The following is a 17,104-nucleotide window of genomic DNA, read 5'->3' as shown; positions in this document are numbered from 1 at the left end:
GGCCATGACGCGATCCACGGTGAACGACCCGCACGCTCCGAAGCCCGTCGGGCCGTATTCGCATGCCGCGGTCGCCCCGACCGGAGCGCTGTACCTGTCCGGGCAGACGCCCATCGATCCGGTGACCGGAGCCCTCGTCGACGGTGATGTCGCCGAACAGACCCGCCGGGTGTTCGCCAACCTCGAGTCGGTGCTGACGGCCGCCGGTCGCGGGTTCGCCGACGTGGTCAAGGTGAACGTCTACCTCGTCGACATGGCCGACTTCGCGTCGATGAACAGCGTCTACGAGTCGGTCTTCTCGGCGCCCTACCCTGCGCGCACCACGGTCGCGGTCGTCGGGCTGCCGCTCGGCGCGCGCGTCGAGATCGAACTCGTCGCCTGAGGCGGTGCGTCCCTGGGCGAGAGCGGCTCCTGAGCTCATTCCGGTCCCTGGGCGACGGGCCATCCGGCCCCTGAGCCTGTCGAAGGGCTGGGCGGCGGCGGGGATCAGTCCGTGGGCGGCGGGGCGGTCGACTCGCGCATGATGAGCGTGGTCGCGAGGTCGGTGATGGTCGGGACGTCGGTGCCCCCGAGGTGCGCGAAGAGGGTCCGCACGGCGTAGGAGCCGGAGGCGATGTGCGGGCTTCGGATCGACGTGAGCGCCGGTGTCGTGAAGTCCGAACCGAAGATGTCGTCGAATCCGATGAGGCTCAGCTGGGCGGGCATCTCGATGCCACGCGAGCGCAGCTCCAGCATGATGCCGATGGCCAGGAGGTCGTTGTACGCGAGGACCGCGGTGGCACCCGTCTCGAGCACGGCCGTGGCCGCCGCCCTGCCCGCGGCCATGTCCGGCTGCGTCGACGGCACTCGCACCGTCTCGATGCCGCGTTCGGCGCACAGCTCCCTCGTCCGGCTCCACCGATGCCGCGACATCCAGGACCGGCCGGGGCCGGAGACGAACGCGAGCCTCCGGTGACCGAGCTCCGCGAGGTGGTCGATCGCCGCGGTGAGGCCCGGGTCGACGTCGGCGACGATGCTGTCGACGTCGTCGACCTGACGGTTGATCACGACGACGGGCTTCTCCTGGCCCAGCGCGCGCACGTCGTCGGGCAGGAGCCTCGAGGTCGCGAGGATGAGACCGTCGACCGACGGCATGAGCCGCCTGGCGGTCAGCAGCTCCATCTCCGCCGACTCCTTGAACTCCGCGAGCACGAGCGTGTAGTTGCGCTCGGCGGCCTCACGCTCCGCACCGCGGACGACGTCGAAGAACATCGGGTTCGTGATGTCGGCGACGATGAGGCCGAGCGTGCCGGTGCGCCCGGTGGGGAGCGCCCGGGCGGCGGGGTTCGCCACGTAGTTGAGCTGTTTGGCGGCGTCGTGGATCTTCTGCGCCGTCTTCTCGTTGATGCGGCCAGGGCGGCTCAGCGCCCGCGACACGGTCGACGGGTTGACGCCGGCGAGCTGCGCGATGTCGTAGATCGTCGCCGCACGTTTCGTCTTCGCGGCCCCCGCCGTGGGTTCGGGCGTTCCGGGCTCGGGAGCGATCGTCTCCGCGGATGCGTCAGAGGTGCTCATGGGGCCCGCTCCTCTCGATCGCCGCCCTCGGCGACCTGAGCCATCGTACTGCCGCGGCCTCGGCGTGCGGGCTCAGGCCTGCCTGGTCAGCGGGTCGCGACATCGAGTGCGTGGCCGGCCCATTCGTACGACAAGCGGTGGGACTCGTAGACGCTCTCGACGCTCGGGAAGTCGACCTCGATCATGTAGTCGCCGTCGTAGTCCGCGGGCATCGCCGCGACGATCGCGTCGAAGTCGAGCACACCGAGCCCGGGTTCCGCCCACAGCCGCTTCGTCTGCGACGTCTCGTGGTAGCTCAGCGCACCGTCCGCCGCGCCGTCGAGGTGATCGGCGTAGACGTCCTTGATGTGGATGCCGCCGAGGCGGTCACGGTAATCGGTGATCATCGCGACCGGGTCCGCTCCCGCCCAGCGGAGGTGTCCGGTGTCGGGCCCGAACCCGATGAGGTCCGGTCCGAGGGTGTCGAGCAGACTGCGGATCTCGTGCTCGGTCTCGAAGACGCCACCGACGTGCGAGTGGTGCAGGGGGCGGATCCCCTCGGCGAGCAGGACCTCGCAGGTCCGGCCGGCGTTCTCGATGGCCAGGTCGAGCCGCCCCTGGGAGAAGTCGGCGCCGATCGCCGGCGTGGCCATGCGTGCCGGGATCGCCATCGAGGAGATCATCGTCCGGTCGAGTCCGAGGGAGGCCTGGGCCGCCCCGAACGCCTTCGCCGCCTCGAGGACCTCGGCGAGGACGATCGTCTCGTCGAACGCGCTGCTGAACAGGCTGAGCGACGGTGCGAGGCCGTAGCCGCCGATCCACGTGCGGTACTCGTCCGCGGTCATGCCCTCGGGGATGTCGGCCTTCACCGCGGTGAACCCGATGCGCTGGAAGTCGGCGAAGGCCTCCTCGAACACCTCGCGGGTCTTGCCTCGCGCACTCCAGTACGGGATGGGGTTCGCCGCCACCCGGTTCGTCCGCTGAGCGCTCATCGGGCCACCGCCGCAACGGCGTCGAGGCGGACCGGTTGGCCCGTGCGTGCGGACTCGTAAAGACCGGTGATGATCGAGATCGCCTGGCGGTTCTCGGCCAGCGTCACGCGGAGCTGCTCCTCTCCGCGGATCGCGGCGAGGACGTTCCGGTACTGGTGCAGGTGCGCGTCCGACATCTGTCCGGCGACGCTCGAGCCCGCCTGCGTCTCGTCGGCGAACTGCGCCGCCTGGTTCGTGTCCTTGCCCTGCGAGCCGAAAAAGGCCTCGGCGCGCTCCGTTCCCGCGGGAGTGGAGTGGAAGTAGGTCAGCTGGTCGTTCTCGATGACCGCGGAGCCTCGGTCGCCGTGGACCTGCAGCCGCGCGACGAGGCCCGGGTAGACGGCCGTCGAGCCGTGGATGACACCGAGCGCACCGGATGCGAAGCGGACGACACCGACCGCGACGTCCTCGGTCTCGATGCGCTCGTGGGCGAGGAGCGCGGTGTACCCGAAGACCTCGACGGGACGTCCGAGGAGGGCGACCAGCAGGTCGACCGTGTGCACGCCCTGGTTCATGAGCGCGCCGCCGCCGTCGAGCGCCCAGGTGCCGCGCCAGTCGCCGGAGTCGTAGTAGCTCTGCCCGCGCCACCAGTCGACCGAGGCGATGCCCGAGGTGATGCGCCCGAGGTCTCCGCGTTCGGCGGCGGCGAGGACGATCTCCGTCGAGGGGTCGAAGCGGTGCTGGGAGATGACGGTCACGACGGTACCGGCGCGCTCCTGCGCGGCGATGATGTCGTCCGTCCGCGAGACGGTGACGTCGGCCGGCTTCTCGATGATGACGTGCTTGCCGGCCTCGAGCGCCTCGATGGCGAGGTCGGCGTGCAGGCCGGTGGGGGTGCAGACGACGACGATGTCGGGGTCGGTCTGCGCCAGCGCCTCCGCGAGGGTCGTGAACGCCCGTCCGCCGCGCTCGGCGACGAGGTCCTCCGCCTTCGCGAGCTCCGGGTCGGCGACGGCGACGAGTTCCAACTCGTCGCGAAGCTGGTCGATGACGATGCCGTGCTGCTTCGAGATGATGCCGGCGCCGGCGATGGCGATGCGGTGCGGTCGGGACATGCGGGGGTTCGCTCCAGTTCTGTGCGTGGGGTGGGTCGGTGTCCGTGCCGGCTCAGGCGAGCTGGCGGAGGTGCGCGAGGGCGGCTTCGAGCTCCGGTTCGAAGTCCTCGAACAAGCACTCGACGGTGACGGGGCCGTCGTAGCCGCCGTCGCGCAGGGCCGTGATGAACTCGGCGAGCGGCCAGTCGCCCTGGCCGGGCGGCCGTCGTCCGGCATCGGCGATGTGGGCGTGTCCGATGCGGGCGCCGAGGGCCTTGACGACGGCGAGCGGCTCCTCCTCCAGCATGATGTGGAAGAGGTCGGCGACGACGGGCACGCGGTCGATCCCGAACTCGTCGAGGAAGGCGACCGTCTCCTCGAGCGAGTTGAGCAGGTTCGTCTCGTCCCGGTTCAATGGTTCGAGGACGATCTGCAGTCCGTTCCGCTCCGCCGTGTCGCGCGTCTCGACGACGACTTCTGCGAACCTCGCGCGGGCGGCCGTGACGTCCACCCCGGCGGGGATGGTGCGCGCCGTCCCGCTCCCGAACACGATCTTCGCGCCGGGCTCCGAGACCGAACCGATGATCGGCATGACGGCGTCGAGGTACGCCGTGACGCGTTCCGCCGGGAAGTCGGGGTCGGCGAGCGACAGGTCGCCGGGGAACAGGATGGCGAACGACCCGCGTCGGATGCTCGCGTCGTAGTCGGGATGGCGCGTCCACCCGTCTCCGTCGGCGACGACGAGGTTGCCGACGATGGTCGGTTCGGCGTAGTCGGCTCCGGACGCGAACGCACCGGGGATGCGTTCGGAGGGGACGATCACGCCGTACCCGGTGAGCGGGTACCGCTGGGCGGTCGGGTTCGAGTCGGACATGTGGTTCCGTTCCGTCGTCGGTGGGATGGTCATCGCTACTTCAGGCTCCCCGAGATGAGGTCGAGGCGCCAGAACCGCTGCAGGACGAGCACGAAGATCACCACGGGGATGACGGCGACGAGCGCCCCGGCGATGGCGACCGAGTAGAGCACCGGTTCGCTACCGCCACGGTTGAGCATGAGGAACATGGCGACCGTGATAGGCGACAGCTCCGACTTCGACTGCATGATGTACGGCAGCAGGAAGTTGTTCCAGGCACCGATGAACTGCAACAGGAACACGGTCACGAGACCGGGGAACAAGAGCGGCAGGCCGATCGAGACGAAGGTGCGCCCCTCGTTCGACCCGTCCACCCGAGCCGCCTCGAGGAGTTCCTGCGGCACCGAGCCCCGCGCGAACACGTAGGAGAGGTAGATCCCGAACGGGGTGATCGAGATCGGGATGAGCACCGCCCAGTAGGTGTTCGTGAGGTTCAGCTGTGCGAAGAGCATGTACTGCGGGATCGCCAGCGTGATCGTCGGGAGCAGCACACCCGCGAGCAGTCCGACCATCACGGCCTTCTTACCCGGGAACCGGTAGAGCGCGAGCGCGTAGCCGGCGGCGGCCGAGACGGCGGTCGACAGGAGAGCGCCGCCGATCGAGTAGATGAAGCTGTTGCCCAACCAGCGCGCGAAGGAGCCGTTCTCGTACGCGAACAGGTCGGCCATGTTGTCGATGAGGCTCGACCCGAAGGTGAACGCGCTCGTGGAGAACAGCTCGCCGGTGCTCTTCGTGGCGGCGAACACGACCCACACCATCGGGAGCAGGAAGTAGAGGACGGCGATCAGGAGCACGACCGTCGGGAGGATTCCGCCGAGCTTGTGGACGAGGCTGACGGATTCCTTCGGCTTGCGGATGCGGCCGCGATCGGCGCGGACGACGGTCTCGCGAGCGCGACGGTCCTCCTCCGCGCGTTCCGCGGTGCGTGCGGTGGTGGTCATGCGTTCCTCCGAGCTGCGAGGCGTTGCCCGCCGAGCACCAGGAGCGACAGCAGCACCGTGGCGAGGGCGAGGATGATGGATGCCGCCGACGCCGAGTTGAGGTCGTCGTGGGCGAAGGCGTCCCGGTACACCCGCATCAGTGGGAAGTAGGTCGAGCTGATGGCCGGGGTGAGGCTCGAGAGCATCTGCGGCTCGCTGTACACCTGGAGGGCGCCGATGATCGAGAAGAGCCCGGTGAGGATCGTGGCCGGCACGATGTGCGGCAGCTTGATGTACCAGGCGATGCGCGGTTCGTTGCAGCCGTCGATGCGGGCGGCGTCGATCTGCTCCTTCGGCAGGGACTGCAGCGAGGTGTACAGGATGATCGTGTTGAAGCCGATCCCGCCCCACAGCACGACGTTGATGATCGCCGTCATGACGAGGTCGCCGCGCAGCAGCGTCGGGAACTGCAGGCCGAAGGTCTCGGCGAGCTGGTAGATCGGGCTGATCTCGGGCACGTACAGGAAGCCCCACATGAGCGCCGCGATGACGCTCGGCACGCCGTACGGCAGGAAGATCGCCATGCGGCTGAACGCGCGGAGGCGGGCTCTCGGGAGGTCGAGCAGCAGCGCGAACAGCATCGCCGTGAGCATCATGATCGGCACGAGGAAGAGCGCGTACACGGCGAGGTTGCCGAGGCTCGTCCAGAATGTGGGGTCCTGGAGCACCTTCGTGTAGTTGCCGAGGCCGACGAAGACCTCCTCGCGCACGCCGTAGGCGCTCGCACCCGCCGCGGTGCCCATGAGACTGAGGCCGCCGGAGTACACGATCGGGATGACGAACACGAAGACGAACAGGACGACCGCGGGGGCGATGAGCACCCACGCGAACAGGTGGTGCGGGCGGGTCAGCGAGACGCGCCGTCTGGTGGGGACCGCGGTCGGATCGTCCTCCGTCCGACCGCGGCCCCGCTCGATGGTCGGCGCGGTCATCAGCCCGCCAGGTCCTTCTCGACGATGTCCTGCACCTTCGGGAGCACATCGGCCCACGGGCTCGTCCCCTCGATGGCGTTGCCGAGCTCGTCGGTGATGGCGGTGAAGGCCACCTGCGTGTTCGGTCCCCACTGCACGGTGACGAGCTTCGACGCCGCTTCCGTGGCGCTCGGCCAGTAGGTGGTGTCCTCGGGCATGAGCTCCGGCGGCGTGCGGTCGATCTCCTGGCCGTGCAGGGCCCCGGTGAACTTGTTGACCTCGACGAGCCCCTCGGCGCCCTCATCGGACGCGTTCAGCCAGGTGATGAACTCGAGCGCCTGGTCGTAGTGCGGGCTCTCCTTGAGGATGACGTTGGCCGAACCGCCGCGGGCGAAGACCCGCGGATCGGCGGCGTCCCACTGCGGGATCTGCGCGGCCGACCAGAGCCCGACGGTGTCGGGGTACTGGTTGAGCAGTGGACCGGGAGCCCAGGCGCCGGCGATCGTGCCGAGCACCCGGCCACTCGCGGTCGCCTCGATCTGCTCGGGGCTGCCGGTCTGGTAGGTGCTCACGAGGTCGTCCTCGACCATGCCCTGCCAGAAGTCCAGGACCTCCCGCGTCTCGGCGCTGTCGATGTCGACACCCCATTGCTCGTCGGCGTAGTCCCACCACTGGGCGCCGTTCTGCAGGGCGAGTCCCATGAACTGGTCGGCGTCGATCGAGCTGAAATTGAAGAGGTAGCGGTCACCGTCGAGGGTGCGGACCTGCTCGGCGAGGGCGCGGAAGTCCTCCCAGCTCGCGGCCGGGGTGAGGCCGTACTGCGCGAAGAGGTCGTTCCGGTAGACGAAGAGCGCCGGCCCGAGATCCTGCGGGACGCCGTAGACCGTGTCGTCGAAGGACACGCTCTCGAGCACCGTGGGGGAGTAGGCCTCCTCGAGGTCCTGCTTCGCGCTGTCGAGTGGGGCGAGGACGCCGGCCGACACGTAGGTCGGCAGCTGCGTGTACTCCGCCTGCGCGATGTCGGGGCCGTCGCCGGCTCGCACCGCGCTCAGGACGCGGACGGGCATGTCCGCTCCGCTCGCGGGTTGCGAGATGTTGACCTGGATGTCGGGGTTGGCCTGGTTCCACACCTCGACGCGCTTGTCGATGTTCGAGCCCCAGGCCCAGAACTCGAGCGTCACCGGGCCGTCGGCCGAGTCGTCGCCGCCCGGCCCCGAGCACGCGGTCAGCGCGAGGGCGAGGATTCCCGCGGTCGCGATTCCGATACGAACGCTGTTTGCCACTGCAATCTCCTTTGATAGCGGGGTCTGCTCCTCGCGTCGCTGAAGCGTTTCAGTGGTGCTGGACCACGACGGTTCCGGGCGGAAGCGGGATCAGTCTCGCAGACGGTCGTCGATCTGGCAAGCGATTGCCAGAAGGACATGGCAATCGGTTGACAGGCGGAGGTCTCCCGGTTTCAATGGAGGCGTGCCAACGACGCTGCAGAACGATCCAGACCGCCTCCTCCCCGCCGACCCGGGGACCCGCGACGTCGCCAGGGCGCTCTACCGCTCGGTCGAGGCCCTGCCGATCGTCTCGCCGCACGGACACGTGGATCCGGTGATCCTCGTTGAGGACACCCCGTTCGCGAACGCCACCGAGCTGTTCCTCCGGCACGACCACTACGTCACCCGCCTGCTGCACGCCGCCGGGTTCTCGCTCGCGGACGTCGGCGTGCCCGACCTCGCCGAGGGTGGTGCCGTCGCCGCGCCGCGGGACGCCTGGCGACGCTTCTGCGAGCACTGGCACCTGTACGCCGGCACCGCCTCCGGGTACTGGCTGAGCTCGATCCTCGGTGAGCAGTTCGGTGTCACGGAGCAGCCGGACGGAGCGAACGCCGACCGGCTCTTCGACACGATCCACGAGGCGCTCCAAGCGCCGGCGTTCCGTCCGCGTGCGCTGTTCGACCGCTTCCGCATCGAGGTGCTCGCGACCACCGACGACCCGATGGACGACCTCGCCGCACATACCGCCCTCGCGGCGGACCCCACCTTCAGCGGGCGCGTCCTGCCGACCTTCCGGCCCGACGCGTACCTCGATCCGACGAAGGCCGGGTGGGTGGAGCGGGTCGCGGCACTCGCCGCCTGGAACGGGACACCGGAGTCCAGCTACCGCGGGTATCTCGAGGCGCTCGTCGGGCGCCGTAGCCACTTCATCGAGCACGGGGCGGTGTCGGCCGACCACGGTGTCCCGCAGCCGCTCACGATCGAACTCGAGGAGGCGGACGCCGCGACGCTGTTCGACCGCGCGCTGTCGGGGACCGCCGACGCCGCGGACCTCGAGCGGTTCGCTGCGCACATGCTGTTCGAGAGCGCCCGGATGAGCGTCGAGGACGGCCTCGTCATGACCGTGCACCCCGGTGTCCACCGCAATCATCACTCGCCGACGCTCGCCCGCTTCGGGCCGGACACCGGCCACGACCTCCCGGTCCGCACCGACTACGTCCGTCCCCTGCGTCCGCTGCTGGAGCGGTTCGGCACGGCTCCGGGGTTCCACCTCGTCCTCTTCAGTGTCGACGAGACGAGCTACTCGCGGGAGATCGCACCGCTCGCCGGGTTCTACCCGAGTGTCTTCATCGGCGCACCGTGGTGGTTCCTCGACGCGCCCGACGCCGTCCTGCGCTTCCGGTCCGCCGTGACGGAGACAGCCGGGTTCTCACGCGGATCGGGGTTCATCGACGACACGCGGGCGTTCCTCTCGATCCCCGCCCGACACGACATGTCCAGGCGCCTCGACGCGTCGTTCCTCGCGCGACTCGTGCGGGAGGGGCGCATCGACGAGGCGACGGCCGAACGCATCATCCTCGACCTCGTCGTCGACCAGCCGCGACGGGTGTTCAAACTGTGAGCACCGTGACGACCGCGGACAGCGCTGCCGGAGCCCAGGGGGAGCAGGCGGTCCCGCCTCTGTCCCGCGCGCGGCTGCCCGAGTTCCCGTCGGCGCCGGTCCGGATCGTCCACCTCGGACTCGGCGCCTTCCACCGTGCCCATCAGGCCTGGTACACCCAGCTCGCCGACCCCGATCACGAGTGGGGCATCGCCGCCTTCACCGGCCGGAGTCCGCAGGCCGCAGTCGATCTGGACGCCCAGGACTGCCTCTACACGGTCGTCGAGCGATCGGCGGACGGCGACTCGGCGACGATCGTCGGTTCGATCGTCGAGGCGCGGGACGGTGGCGACGTCGCACGGCTCCACGACCTCCTGGCCGCCGAGACCACCGCCATCGTCACGCTCACGGTCACCGAGGCCGGGTACCGGCTCGATGCCGAGGGGAGGCCGGACGCATCGGATCCGGCGGTCGAGCAGGACGTCGCCCTGCTGTCCGAGGCCTTCGCCGAACAGGGGGACCTCCGCGCCGCGCGACCGACGACGACGCTCGGCAGACTGCTTCTCGGCCTCGAAGCCCGTCGTCGTGCCGGGGCCGGTCCGATCGCGATCCTGCCGTGCGACAACATCGCCGACGGCGGCGCGCTGGTCCGTCGCGCGATGCTCGCCCTCGCCGACCGGGTCAGCCCGGAGACCGCTCGGTGGATCGCCGACGAGGTCTCGTTCGTCTCGTCCTCGGTCGACCGTATCACGCCGCGTCCCACGGCCGCCGACGAAGCGACGGCCGCGACGCTCACCGGATTCGCCGACGCCGCTCCCGTCGTCACCGAGCCCTTCACCGACTGGGTGCTGAGCGGCGACTTCCCCGCCGGGCGGCCGGCGTGGGAGTCTGCGGGTGCCCGGTTCGTCGACGACCTCGAGCCCTACGAGCAACGCAAACTGCGGCTGCTCAACGGCGCCCACAGCCTCCTCGCCTACGCGGGCCCGCTGCGCGGTCATGCGACGGTCGCCGAGGCGGTCGGCGACGAGCAGTGCCGGGCCTGGGTCGACGAGTACTGGGACGAGACGGAGCGCCACCTGCCGGACGACCTCGGGCTGACGGCGTATCGCACCGCGCTCCTGGAGCGCTTCGACAACGCGCGCATCGAGCATCGGCTGCAGCAGATCGCCCTCGAGGGGGTCACCAAGCTGCGGGTGCGGATCGTGTCGACCCTCCTCGCGGAACGGGCCGCCGGTCGGCCGGGAACCGGGTCCCTGCGCGTGATCGCCGCATGGGTCGCGGCCGTCCAGGGCGACGACCGGCCGGGTGACGCGAGCGGTGCCGCCGTCGCCGAGGCGCTCAGGTTCCAGGGTCGGGAGCGGACCGCGGCGCTCGTGCGCCTGATCGATCCCCGCCTCCTCGGCTCGGAGCCGGATGGCGGTTCCAAGCTCGTCACCGAGCTGGAGCACCTGGTCGACGAGCTGACCGGACGCCCACGGAACCCCTGACACCCGCCACTGCAGCCGACCCGCAGTCCGTCGGAACCACCCCGGCCACATCGGCCGCAACGCACGAAGGAGTAGTACCCATGAACATCGACAAGGCTGAGGTCATCGTCACGAGTCCCGATCGGAACTTCGTGACGTTGAAGCTCACGACGGATGACGGCCTGACCGGCCTGGGGGACGCGACGTTGAACGGGCGCGAGTTGGCGGTGGTGGCGTATCTGTCCGAGCACGTGGTGCCGTTGTTGCTGGGCCGTGATGCGTCGCGGATCGAGGACACGTGGCAGTTCCTGTACCGGTCGGCGTATTGGCGTCGGGGGCCGGTGACGATGGCGGCGGTCGCGGCGGTCGATATGGCGTTGTGGGACATCAAGGGCAAGGCTGCGGGCATGCCGGTGTATCAGTTGCTGGGCGGTGCGTCCCGGACGGGGCTGCTCGCCTACGGGCATGCGTCGGGGAAGACGAACGAGGAGTTGTTCGACAGTGTGCGCGAGCATCAGGCGCAGGGCTACCAGGCCATCCGGATCCAGACGGCGGTGCCGGGGTTGCAGTCGATCTACGGCATCGCGTCGAACGCGACGTTCGAGGGCAACACGGGTGTCCGGTACGACCACGAGCCGGCGCAGCGTGGCGGCCTGCCGAACGAGGAGGACTGGGACACGAGGTCGTACCTGCGTCACCTCCCGACGGTGTTCGAGGCGGTGCGGAACGAGTTCGGTCCGGAGCTGCCGTTGCTGCACGACGGCCACCACCGGATGACGCCGATCCAGGCCGCGAAGCTCGGCAAGAGCCTCGAACCCTACGACCTGTTCTGGCTCGAGGACTGCACGCCGGCGGAGAACCCGGAGGCGTTGCGCCTCGTGCGGCAGCACACGACGACGCCGTTGGCGATCGGTGAGATCTTCAACACGGTCTGGGACTACCAGCAGATCATCCGCGAACAGCTGATCGACTACGTGCGTGGTGCGGTGACGCACATGGGTGGGATCTCGCATCTGAAGAAGACGTTGGACTATGCGGCGCAGTACCAGATCAAGTCGGGCATGCACGGGCCGACGGACATCTCCCCGGTCGGTATGGCGGCCGCGATGCACCTGGGGTTGGCGATCCACAACTTCGGGATCCAGGAGTACATGAAGCACGGCGCGAAGACCGACGCCGTGTTCCAGCAGTCGTACACCTGGGAGGACGGCATGCTCCACCCGGGGGACCAGCCCGGCCTCGGTGTCGAGTTGAACGTGGACGAAGCGGGCAAGTATCCGTATCAGCGGGCCTACCTGCCCTACAACCGTCTCGCCGACGGAACCGTCCACGACTGGTGATCCCTGCGGCCAGCGCGGTGCGCTGACCCGACCGCGCCCCTGTGGCGTGAGTGCGCCCCTCCGGAGGCCCGCGCTCACGTCGCAGGGGCGCGCTCGCGAAGGCCTCGGAGCCGGGTCAGCCCGCGAGGAGGGCGACGCCGATCACGACGACGGTCGCCGCGGCGATCCGGCGCACGGGTCGGCCCTCGCGGAGTACGAGTGCACCGAACAGGCTGACGAGGATGACGCTCACCTCGCGCATCGGCGCGACGAGGGCGACCGGTGCCATGGTGATGGCGACGAGCACGAGGATGTACGACATCGGCGAGAGCACCCCGAAGGCGAGGATGCGTGGCCAGTGGGCGCGCAGGACCGCCGGAAGCTCGCGCGCCCGGCGACCGAGCGAACCGGAGAACAGCGCGACCTCGACCGCGGTGCAGCCGACCATGTACGCGACGGGCGAGGCGCCCCACGTGCGGACGGCGTGCGCGTCCCAGATCGTGTAGGCCGCGATCGCGACCCCGGTGAGGAGTCCGAAGGCGACTGCAGGGTCGATGCGTCGTCGCGTGGCGCGTACGTCCACGGCGACCGGTGACGGGTCGCTCCCACGGTCGACGAACCCGATCGCGACGACGCCGACGACGATCGCCGCGACACCGAGGAAGGCGAGCAGTGACGGGCGTTCACCGAGCAGGAGGACGGCGATGATCACGCTGATCGTCGGGCCGGTGCCGCGCGCCGTGGCGTAGACGGTGGAGAGGCGTCCGCCGGCGTAGCCGCGCTGCAACACGAGCATGTAGACGTAGTGCAGCACGGCTGAGACCACGACGCCGATGGCGAAGCCGGTGAGGTCGTCCGTACCGAGCCCGCCGGTGAAGGGGACGACGATCGCCCACAACACGGTGCTCGACACGGCCCCCCACCAGAGGAAGGGCATGCCGATCCGGCTGACGCCGTGGGCGACGATGTTCCACGCCGCGTGGCAGACCGCGGCAGCGAGGACGATGGTGACGGCGAGCAGAGACACGTGGGACCCTTCCGATCCTCGCGGGCGCGACGATCAGGGTCCTCCGGGCTTTTGTCCTGTCAGATGACGGTCGTCGGCTGGCCGCCGACCGTGGCGCCGCTCGGACCAGTCGAGCTGTCGCTCCGGAACCCTAGGCGCTATCGCGCACCACGCTACCAGCCTCCGGCGAGACGTGCTCGTTCGTCCGAAGATGGGCGAACGAACGCTCATTCGCCCGAACTCGGGCGAATGGACGTGCGTCAGTCGACGATCGCGATGGCGTCGATCTCGACGAGCATCTCCTCGCGGGGGAGGCCCGTGAAGACCGTGGTGCGGGAGGGCAGGACGCCACCCTTGACGCGCGAGCCGACGAACTCGCCGTAGGCGTCGTTCATGATCGCGAAGTCCTCGCGCTTGGTGAGGTAGACGCGCAGCATCATGACGTCGTCGAAGGTCGCGCCGCCGGCCGCGAGGATGGCCTCGACGTTCTGCAGGGTGCGGGTGGTCTGCGCGGCGACGTCGCCCGGGAACAGGTACTCGTTCGTCGCGGGGTCGACGGGGCCCTGGCCGGAGACCTGGACGAAGTTGCCCTTGCGGACGCCCTGGGAGAAGGTGTGCGCGGGAGCCGGGGCGTCGGTGGTGGAGATGGCGGTGCGTTCGGTCATGGGGTGTGTCCTTCGGTTGGTGGCCCTTCGACAAGCTCAGGGACCGGGGTAGGTGATCAGGGACGGGACGGGTGGGAGGTCAGGAGGTTACGGGTGCCTCCGCGGGCGCCGGTGGCGCGTAGCCGAGTTCGGTGGAGATCGCGGTTGTGGTGGCAAGGAGCTGCGGCAGGAGGGCGCGGACGCCGCTGTGGGGGAGCACCATGGTGGGGACGGAGATCGACACCGCCGCGGTGACCCGGCCGTCGGGCCCGAAGACCGGAGCGGCCACGCAGTTCATGAAGCTCTCGTGCTCCTCGTGGTCCTCGGCCCATCCGCGTTCGGTCGAACGCTCGATCTCGGCGAGCAGGGCGTCGGCGTCGGCGATGGTCTTGTCGGTGTACCGCTCGAACACGATGCCCGTGACGACGCGTCGACGCTCCGCCTCGTCGAGTCCGCCGAGGAGGACCTTCGCGACGCCGGTCGCGTACAGGGAGGCCGGCAGGCCGACGCGCGAATACATGCGGAGGGGCTGACGCGACTCGACCTTGTCGATGTAGAAGACGGAGCCGCCCTCGTAGGCGGCGAGGTGCACCGTCTGGCCCGTGGCCGCCCCCAGCGCCCGGATGTGCGGAGCGGCGACGCCGCGGACGTCCTGCTCGTCGAGCGCGGTCTGGGTCAGCTCGAACATCGCGCGCCCGAGGTGGTACCGGAACGACGCGTCGCGCGTGACGAAGCCGTGCTCCTCGAGCGTGTTGAGCAGGCGCAGCACCGTGGTCTTGTGCACACCGGCCGTCGCCGCGAGCGCGTCGAGGGAGTTGGTGCCCGAGACGATCTCGCGGAGGAGGTCGAGCGCGCGGGACAGGGACTGGCTCATGCGTCGATCATCCCGTGTGCGCCGACGGTGGTCCACGGCAGTGGGCGCTCTGCGGTGATGCGCCACGACGCCCATTCCTCATCGGTCGCCTCGACGATGGTGCTGACACCCTGGGCGTCCGGCACGAGCTCGGGGCGGTCGCCGTGGCAGACGAGCGTCGACGCCGCTACCGCGTGGCCGAGCCGCGTGCAGGCGGTGTCGGAGCGACCCGAGGCCAGCCCGGCGAGGTAGCCGGCGGCGAACGCGTCGCCCGCACCGACGGTCTCGACGACGTCGACCGACAACGACCGCACGTCGACGCCCGCCTCGGACCCGCGGTGGAGGGTGGTCGCGGCGTTCTCCTCGTCCTTGAGCACGATGCGCCGCAGGGTCGGCAGCTCGGCGAAGAGGCGGGTGGCGTCCGTGTGGCCGAAGAACAACTCCGCTTCGTCGACGCCCAGGAACAGGACGGACGCCTGGTCGAGCAGGCGATGCAGCGGGGCGGTCGAGCGACGCTCCCAGAGTCGCGGCCGGAAGTTGAGGTCGACGCTCAGGACGGTGTCTCGGGGGAGCGCGTCGCCCAGCTCGCCTACGAGCAGCGCGGTCGAGTCGGACAGCGCCGGGGTGATGCCGGAGGTGTGCACGATGGCCGAGGCGGTGATGGCCGCCCGGGTCGCTTCGTGCCCAAGGGTGTCGGCGCTGAGCTGCGACGCGGCGGACTCGCTGCGGTAGTAGTGCATCCGCGGCCGACGGTCGCCGTCGGCGCTCACGACCGTCTCCTTGACGTAGAGGCCGGTGGGCCGGTGGTCGTCACGCTCGACGGCGTCGGTGAGGACGCCGTCGAGCCGGGCCGTCTCGAGGATGTAGTCGCCGAACCCGTCGTCGCCGAGGCGTGAGATCCAGTGGGTCGGGATGCCCAGGCGCGCGAGGCTGGAGGCGACGTTGAACTCGGCACCGCCGACGCCCGTCCGGTATTCGCGGGCTTCGGCGACCGGGAGCTGCCCCTCGGGCAGGAGGACGACCATCGCTTCGCCGATCGTGCTCACGGTGGACGGTGATGTCGTCATCACGGTTCCCCTCGCGTCTCGGCCGGGTCCGGTTGACGGCCTGTGGATGCAATGCTAGAACAGACGTAGCGCTGAGTGCAATGTGCGTTGCAAGATGCGCAACGCTCGACGCTCACGGTGTCGGTGGGCGCAGCGCTCGATCGCGAAACGAGGAGACCATGACGGACGACTTCGATGCCGGTGCACTGGGCGTGCTCGACGGCAGCCTCAAGGGCTTCCCACCGGCGTCCGTCGGGACCGACGCCGCCACGTTCCTCGCCGGTCGACCGGCGCTAGCCGACTTCACGACGCCGCTCGTCACGCTCGACCGCTCGGCGGTCACCGACAACGTCGAGACCATGCGACAGTGGTGCGACCGCGCCGGGGTGGGCCTCGCGCCGCACGGCAAGACCACGATGAACCGGGCCCTGTGGCAGCGTCAGCTCGACGCGGGTGCCTGGGGCATCACCGTCGCGACCCCGTGGCAGCTCTCCGTCGCGCTCGACTGGTCGATTCCCCACATCATGCTGGCCAACGCCCTCGTACAGCCCGAACACCTGCGCGCCGTCGGGCGGGCCCTCGCCAGCGGCGACGCCGAGATCGTCGTGTGGGCCGACTCCGTCCGCGCCGTGCAGATCATGTCGCGCGTGCTCGCCGAGCAGCCACCGCGTCGCCCGCTCCACGTGCTCGTGGAACTCGGTGCGCCGGGTGGCCGCACCGGAGCCCGGGACCACGCCACCGCGCTCGAGATCGCCGAGGCCGTCGTCGCCTCGCCCGAGCTCGCGCTCGCCGGCGTCAGCGGCTACGAGGGGGCCCTCGCGCACCACGGCGACGACGGCTCGCTGCAGATCGTGCGTGATTACCTGACCTCGCTCGCCGAGCTGCACACCGGGCTCCTCGCCGCCGGCCGCTACGACGATCGCGTCGAGACCCTCATCGTGACCGCCGGGGGCAGTGCCTACTTCGACGTGGTCGCCGAGGTCCTCGCGGAACTGCGCGACCTCGACGGTGCTCGCGGACGCGCCGTCGACGTGCTGCTGCGCTCCGGCGCGTATGTCACCCACGACGACGGCTTCTACCGGGGGATCACCCCGCTGGGCCGCCACGAGGGCACCGGCGACTTCCGCTCCGCGATCCACGGCTGGGCGACGATCGTCTCCCGCCCCGAGCCCGGCCTCGCGCTCGTCGACGGCGGGAAGCGCGACTTCCCCTTCGACGAAGGGCTCCCCGAGGTGCAGGGCGTCCGCCGCGCCGGATCCGCCACCGTCGAACCACTCCCGGGCGCGACGACCACGGCCATGAACGACCAGCACACCTTCGTCTCCCTGCCGCCCGGCAGCGACGTCGAGGTCGGCGACGTCATCCGCCTGGGCCTCTCCCACCCGTGCACCACCTTCGACAAGTGGCGTGCGCTCGTGGTCATCGACGACGTCCGTCTCGCCGAACCGAGCGCCGTCGACGCCGTCACCACCACCTTCGGCTGAGCCGAACCGAACAGGAGCC

Annotated in this window: 16 protein-coding genes; 5 read left to right on the top strand and 11 right to left on the bottom strand. The window is 69.9% G+C overall.

Annotation, left to right across the window (positions count from 1 at the left end; genetic code table 11):
- Window positions 1–4 precede the first annotated feature (4 nt).
- Complete coding sequence (locus A4X17_RS01625; protein ID WP_064293922.1) at window positions 5–382, top strand: RidA family protein; 378 nt, start codon at window positions 5–7, stop codon at window positions 380–382.
- Window positions 383–486: 104 nt separating this feature from the next.
- On the opposite strand, the gene A4X17_RS01620 is transcribed toward A4X17_RS01625, so the two are convergent.
- The 7 genes from A4X17_RS01620 to A4X17_RS01590 all read right to left on the bottom strand — a co-directional run bounded on the left by A4X17_RS01620 (window position 487) and on the right by A4X17_RS01590 (window position 7,685).
- Entirely contained in the window at window positions 487–1,554 is a 1,068-nt protein-coding gene (locus A4X17_RS01620; RefSeq protein ID WP_082915848.1) for a LacI family DNA-binding transcriptional regulator, read from the bottom strand.
- An 86-nt stretch (window positions 1,555–1,640) separates the two neighbouring features.
- Window positions 1,641–2,525, bottom strand: coding sequence for a sugar phosphate isomerase/epimerase (locus A4X17_RS01615; protein ID WP_064293921.1), 885 nt, complete (start codon window positions 2,523–2,525; stop codon window positions 1,641–1,643).
- Window positions 2,522–3,619, bottom strand: a complete 1,098-nt coding sequence (locus A4X17_RS01610) for a Gfo/Idh/MocA family protein (RefSeq protein WP_064293920.1) — start codon at window positions 3,617–3,619, stop codon at window positions 2,522–2,524. Before A4X17_RS01610 ends, A4X17_RS01615 begins: the two co-directional genes overlap by 4 nt.
- A gap of 52 nt (window positions 3,620–3,671) precedes the next feature.
- Window positions 3,672–4,505, bottom strand: coding sequence for a sugar phosphate isomerase/epimerase (locus tag A4X17_RS01605; protein WP_064293919.1), 834 nt, complete (start codon window positions 4,503–4,505; stop codon window positions 3,672–3,674).
- Window positions 4,506–4,507: 2 nt separating this feature from the next.
- Window positions 4,508–5,452 carry a carbohydrate ABC transporter permease gene (locus tag A4X17_RS01600; RefSeq protein WP_082915847.1) on the bottom strand — a complete coding sequence of 315 codons (945 nt, stop codon included), beginning with the start codon at window positions 5,450–5,452 and terminating at the stop codon, window positions 4,508–4,510.
- Window positions 5,449–6,423, bottom strand: a complete 975-nt coding sequence (locus tag A4X17_RS01595; protein WP_079000544.1) for a carbohydrate ABC transporter permease — start codon at window positions 6,421–6,423, stop codon at window positions 5,449–5,451. Before A4X17_RS01595 ends, A4X17_RS01600 begins: the two co-directional genes overlap by 4 nt.
- On the bottom strand, window positions 6,423–7,685 hold the full coding sequence (locus A4X17_RS01590; protein WP_064293918.1) for an ABC transporter substrate-binding protein: 1,263 nt from the start codon (window positions 7,683–7,685) through the stop codon (window positions 6,423–6,425). Before A4X17_RS01590 ends, A4X17_RS01595 begins: the two co-directional genes overlap by 1 nt.
- A gap of 184 nt (window positions 7,686–7,869) precedes the next feature.
- On the opposite strand from A4X17_RS01590, the gene uxaC reads away from it, so the two are divergent.
- The 3 genes from uxaC (at window position 7,870) to manD (ending at window position 12,073) form a co-directional block, all read left to right on the top strand.
- Window positions 7,870–9,288 carry a glucuronate isomerase gene (gene uxaC / locus A4X17_RS01585; protein WP_064293917.1) on the top strand — a complete coding sequence of 473 codons (1,419 nt, stop codon included), beginning with the start codon at window positions 7,870–7,872 and terminating at the stop codon, window positions 9,286–9,288.
- Between the two features lie 5 nt (window positions 9,289–9,293).
- Entirely contained in the window at window positions 9,294–10,754 is a 1,461-nt protein-coding gene (locus tag A4X17_RS01580) for a mannitol dehydrogenase family protein (protein WP_082915876.1), read from the top strand.
- Window positions 10,755–10,834: 80 nt separating this feature from the next.
- The gene (gene manD / locus A4X17_RS01575) at window positions 10,835–12,073 is read left to right on the top strand and encodes a D-mannonate dehydratase ManD (RefSeq protein WP_064293916.1); all 1,239 of its coding nucleotides are present in this window, start codon (window positions 10,835–10,837) and stop codon (window positions 12,071–12,073) included.
- 115 nt (window positions 12,074–12,188) lie between these two features.
- Here manD and A4X17_RS01570 read toward each other — a convergent pair whose 3' ends face one another.
- The 4 genes from A4X17_RS01570 to A4X17_RS01555 all read right to left on the bottom strand — a co-directional run bounded on the left by A4X17_RS01570 (window position 12,189) and on the right by A4X17_RS01555 (window position 15,622).
- Complete coding sequence (locus A4X17_RS01570) at window positions 12,189–13,079, bottom strand: EamA family transporter (protein ID WP_064293915.1); 891 nt, start codon at window positions 13,077–13,079, stop codon at window positions 12,189–12,191.
- Between the two features lie 239 nt (window positions 13,080–13,318).
- Complete coding sequence (locus tag A4X17_RS01565; protein WP_064293914.1) at window positions 13,319–13,723, bottom strand: RidA family protein; 405 nt, start codon at window positions 13,721–13,723, stop codon at window positions 13,319–13,321.
- A 79-nt stretch (window positions 13,724–13,802) separates the two neighbouring features.
- A complete protein-coding gene (locus tag A4X17_RS01560) occupies window positions 13,803–14,576 on the bottom strand; it encodes an IclR family transcriptional regulator (protein WP_064293913.1) in 774 nt (257 codons plus the stop codon).
- The gene (locus tag A4X17_RS01555) at window positions 14,573–15,622 is read right to left on the bottom strand and encodes a sugar kinase (protein ID WP_064293912.1); all 1,050 of its coding nucleotides are present in this window, start codon (window positions 15,620–15,622) and stop codon (window positions 14,573–14,575) included. The genes A4X17_RS01560 and A4X17_RS01555 overlap by 4 nt, the downstream gene beginning before the upstream one ends.
- Window positions 15,623–15,780: 158 nt before the next feature.
- Here A4X17_RS01555 and A4X17_RS01550 point away from each other — a divergent pair, with 158 nt between their 5' ends.
- Window positions 15,781–17,085, top strand: a complete 1,305-nt coding sequence (locus A4X17_RS01550) for an amino acid deaminase (RefSeq protein WP_064293911.1) — start codon at window positions 15,781–15,783, stop codon at window positions 17,083–17,085.
- Window positions 17,086–17,104 lie beyond the last annotated feature (19 nt).

Source organism: Plantibacter sp. H53 (assembly GCF_001650455.1).
Classification (GTDB): Bacteria; Actinomycetota; Actinomycetes; order Actinomycetales; family Microbacteriaceae; genus Plantibacter; species Plantibacter flavus_A.
Note: the sequence above shows the minus strand (reverse complement) of the source record. Positions and strands in the feature narration are given on the sequence as shown.

Excerpts from the sequence above, each read along its gene's own strand:
- A4X17_RS01625 (WP_064293922.1), top strand. The coding sequence starts at position 5 with ATGACGCGATCCACGGTGAACGACCCGCACGCTCCGAAGCCCGTCGGG.
- A4X17_RS01620 (WP_082915848.1), bottom strand. The coding sequence starts at position 1,554 with ATGAGCACCTCTGACGCATCCGCGGAGACGATCGCTCCCGAGCCCGGA.
- A4X17_RS01615 (WP_064293921.1), bottom strand. The coding sequence starts at position 2,525 with ATGAGCGCTCAGCGGACGAACCGGGTGGCGGCGAACCCCATCCCGTAC.
- A4X17_RS01610 (WP_064293920.1), bottom strand. The coding sequence starts at position 3,619 with ATGTCCCGACCGCACCGCATCGCCATCGCCGGCGCCGGCATCATCTCG.
- A4X17_RS01605 (WP_064293919.1), bottom strand. The coding sequence starts at position 4,505 with ATGACCATCCCACCGACGACGGAACGGAACCACATGTCCGACTCGAAC.
- A4X17_RS01600 (WP_082915847.1), bottom strand. The coding sequence starts at position 5,452 with ATGACCACCACCGCACGCACCGCGGAACGCGCGGAGGAGGACCGTCGC.
- A4X17_RS01595 (WP_079000544.1), bottom strand. The coding sequence starts at position 6,423 with ATGACCGCGCCGACCATCGAGCGGGGCCGCGGTCGGACGGAGGACGAT.
- manD (WP_064293916.1), top strand. The coding sequence starts at position 10,835 with ATGAACATCGACAAGGCTGAGGTCATCGTCACGAGTCCCGATCGGAAC.
- A4X17_RS01565 (WP_064293914.1), bottom strand. The coding sequence starts at position 13,723 with ATGACCGAACGCACCGCCATCTCCACCACCGACGCCCCGGCTCCCGCG.
- A4X17_RS01560 (WP_064293913.1), bottom strand. The coding sequence starts at position 14,576 with ATGAGCCAGTCCCTGTCCCGCGCGCTCGACCTCCTCCGCGAGATCGTC.
- A4X17_RS01555 (WP_064293912.1), bottom strand. The coding sequence starts at position 15,622 with ATGACGACATCACCGTCCACCGTGAGCACGATCGGCGAAGCGATGGTC.
- A4X17_RS01550 (WP_064293911.1), top strand. The coding sequence starts at position 15,781 with ATGACGGACGACTTCGATGCCGGTGCACTGGGCGTGCTCGACGGCAGC.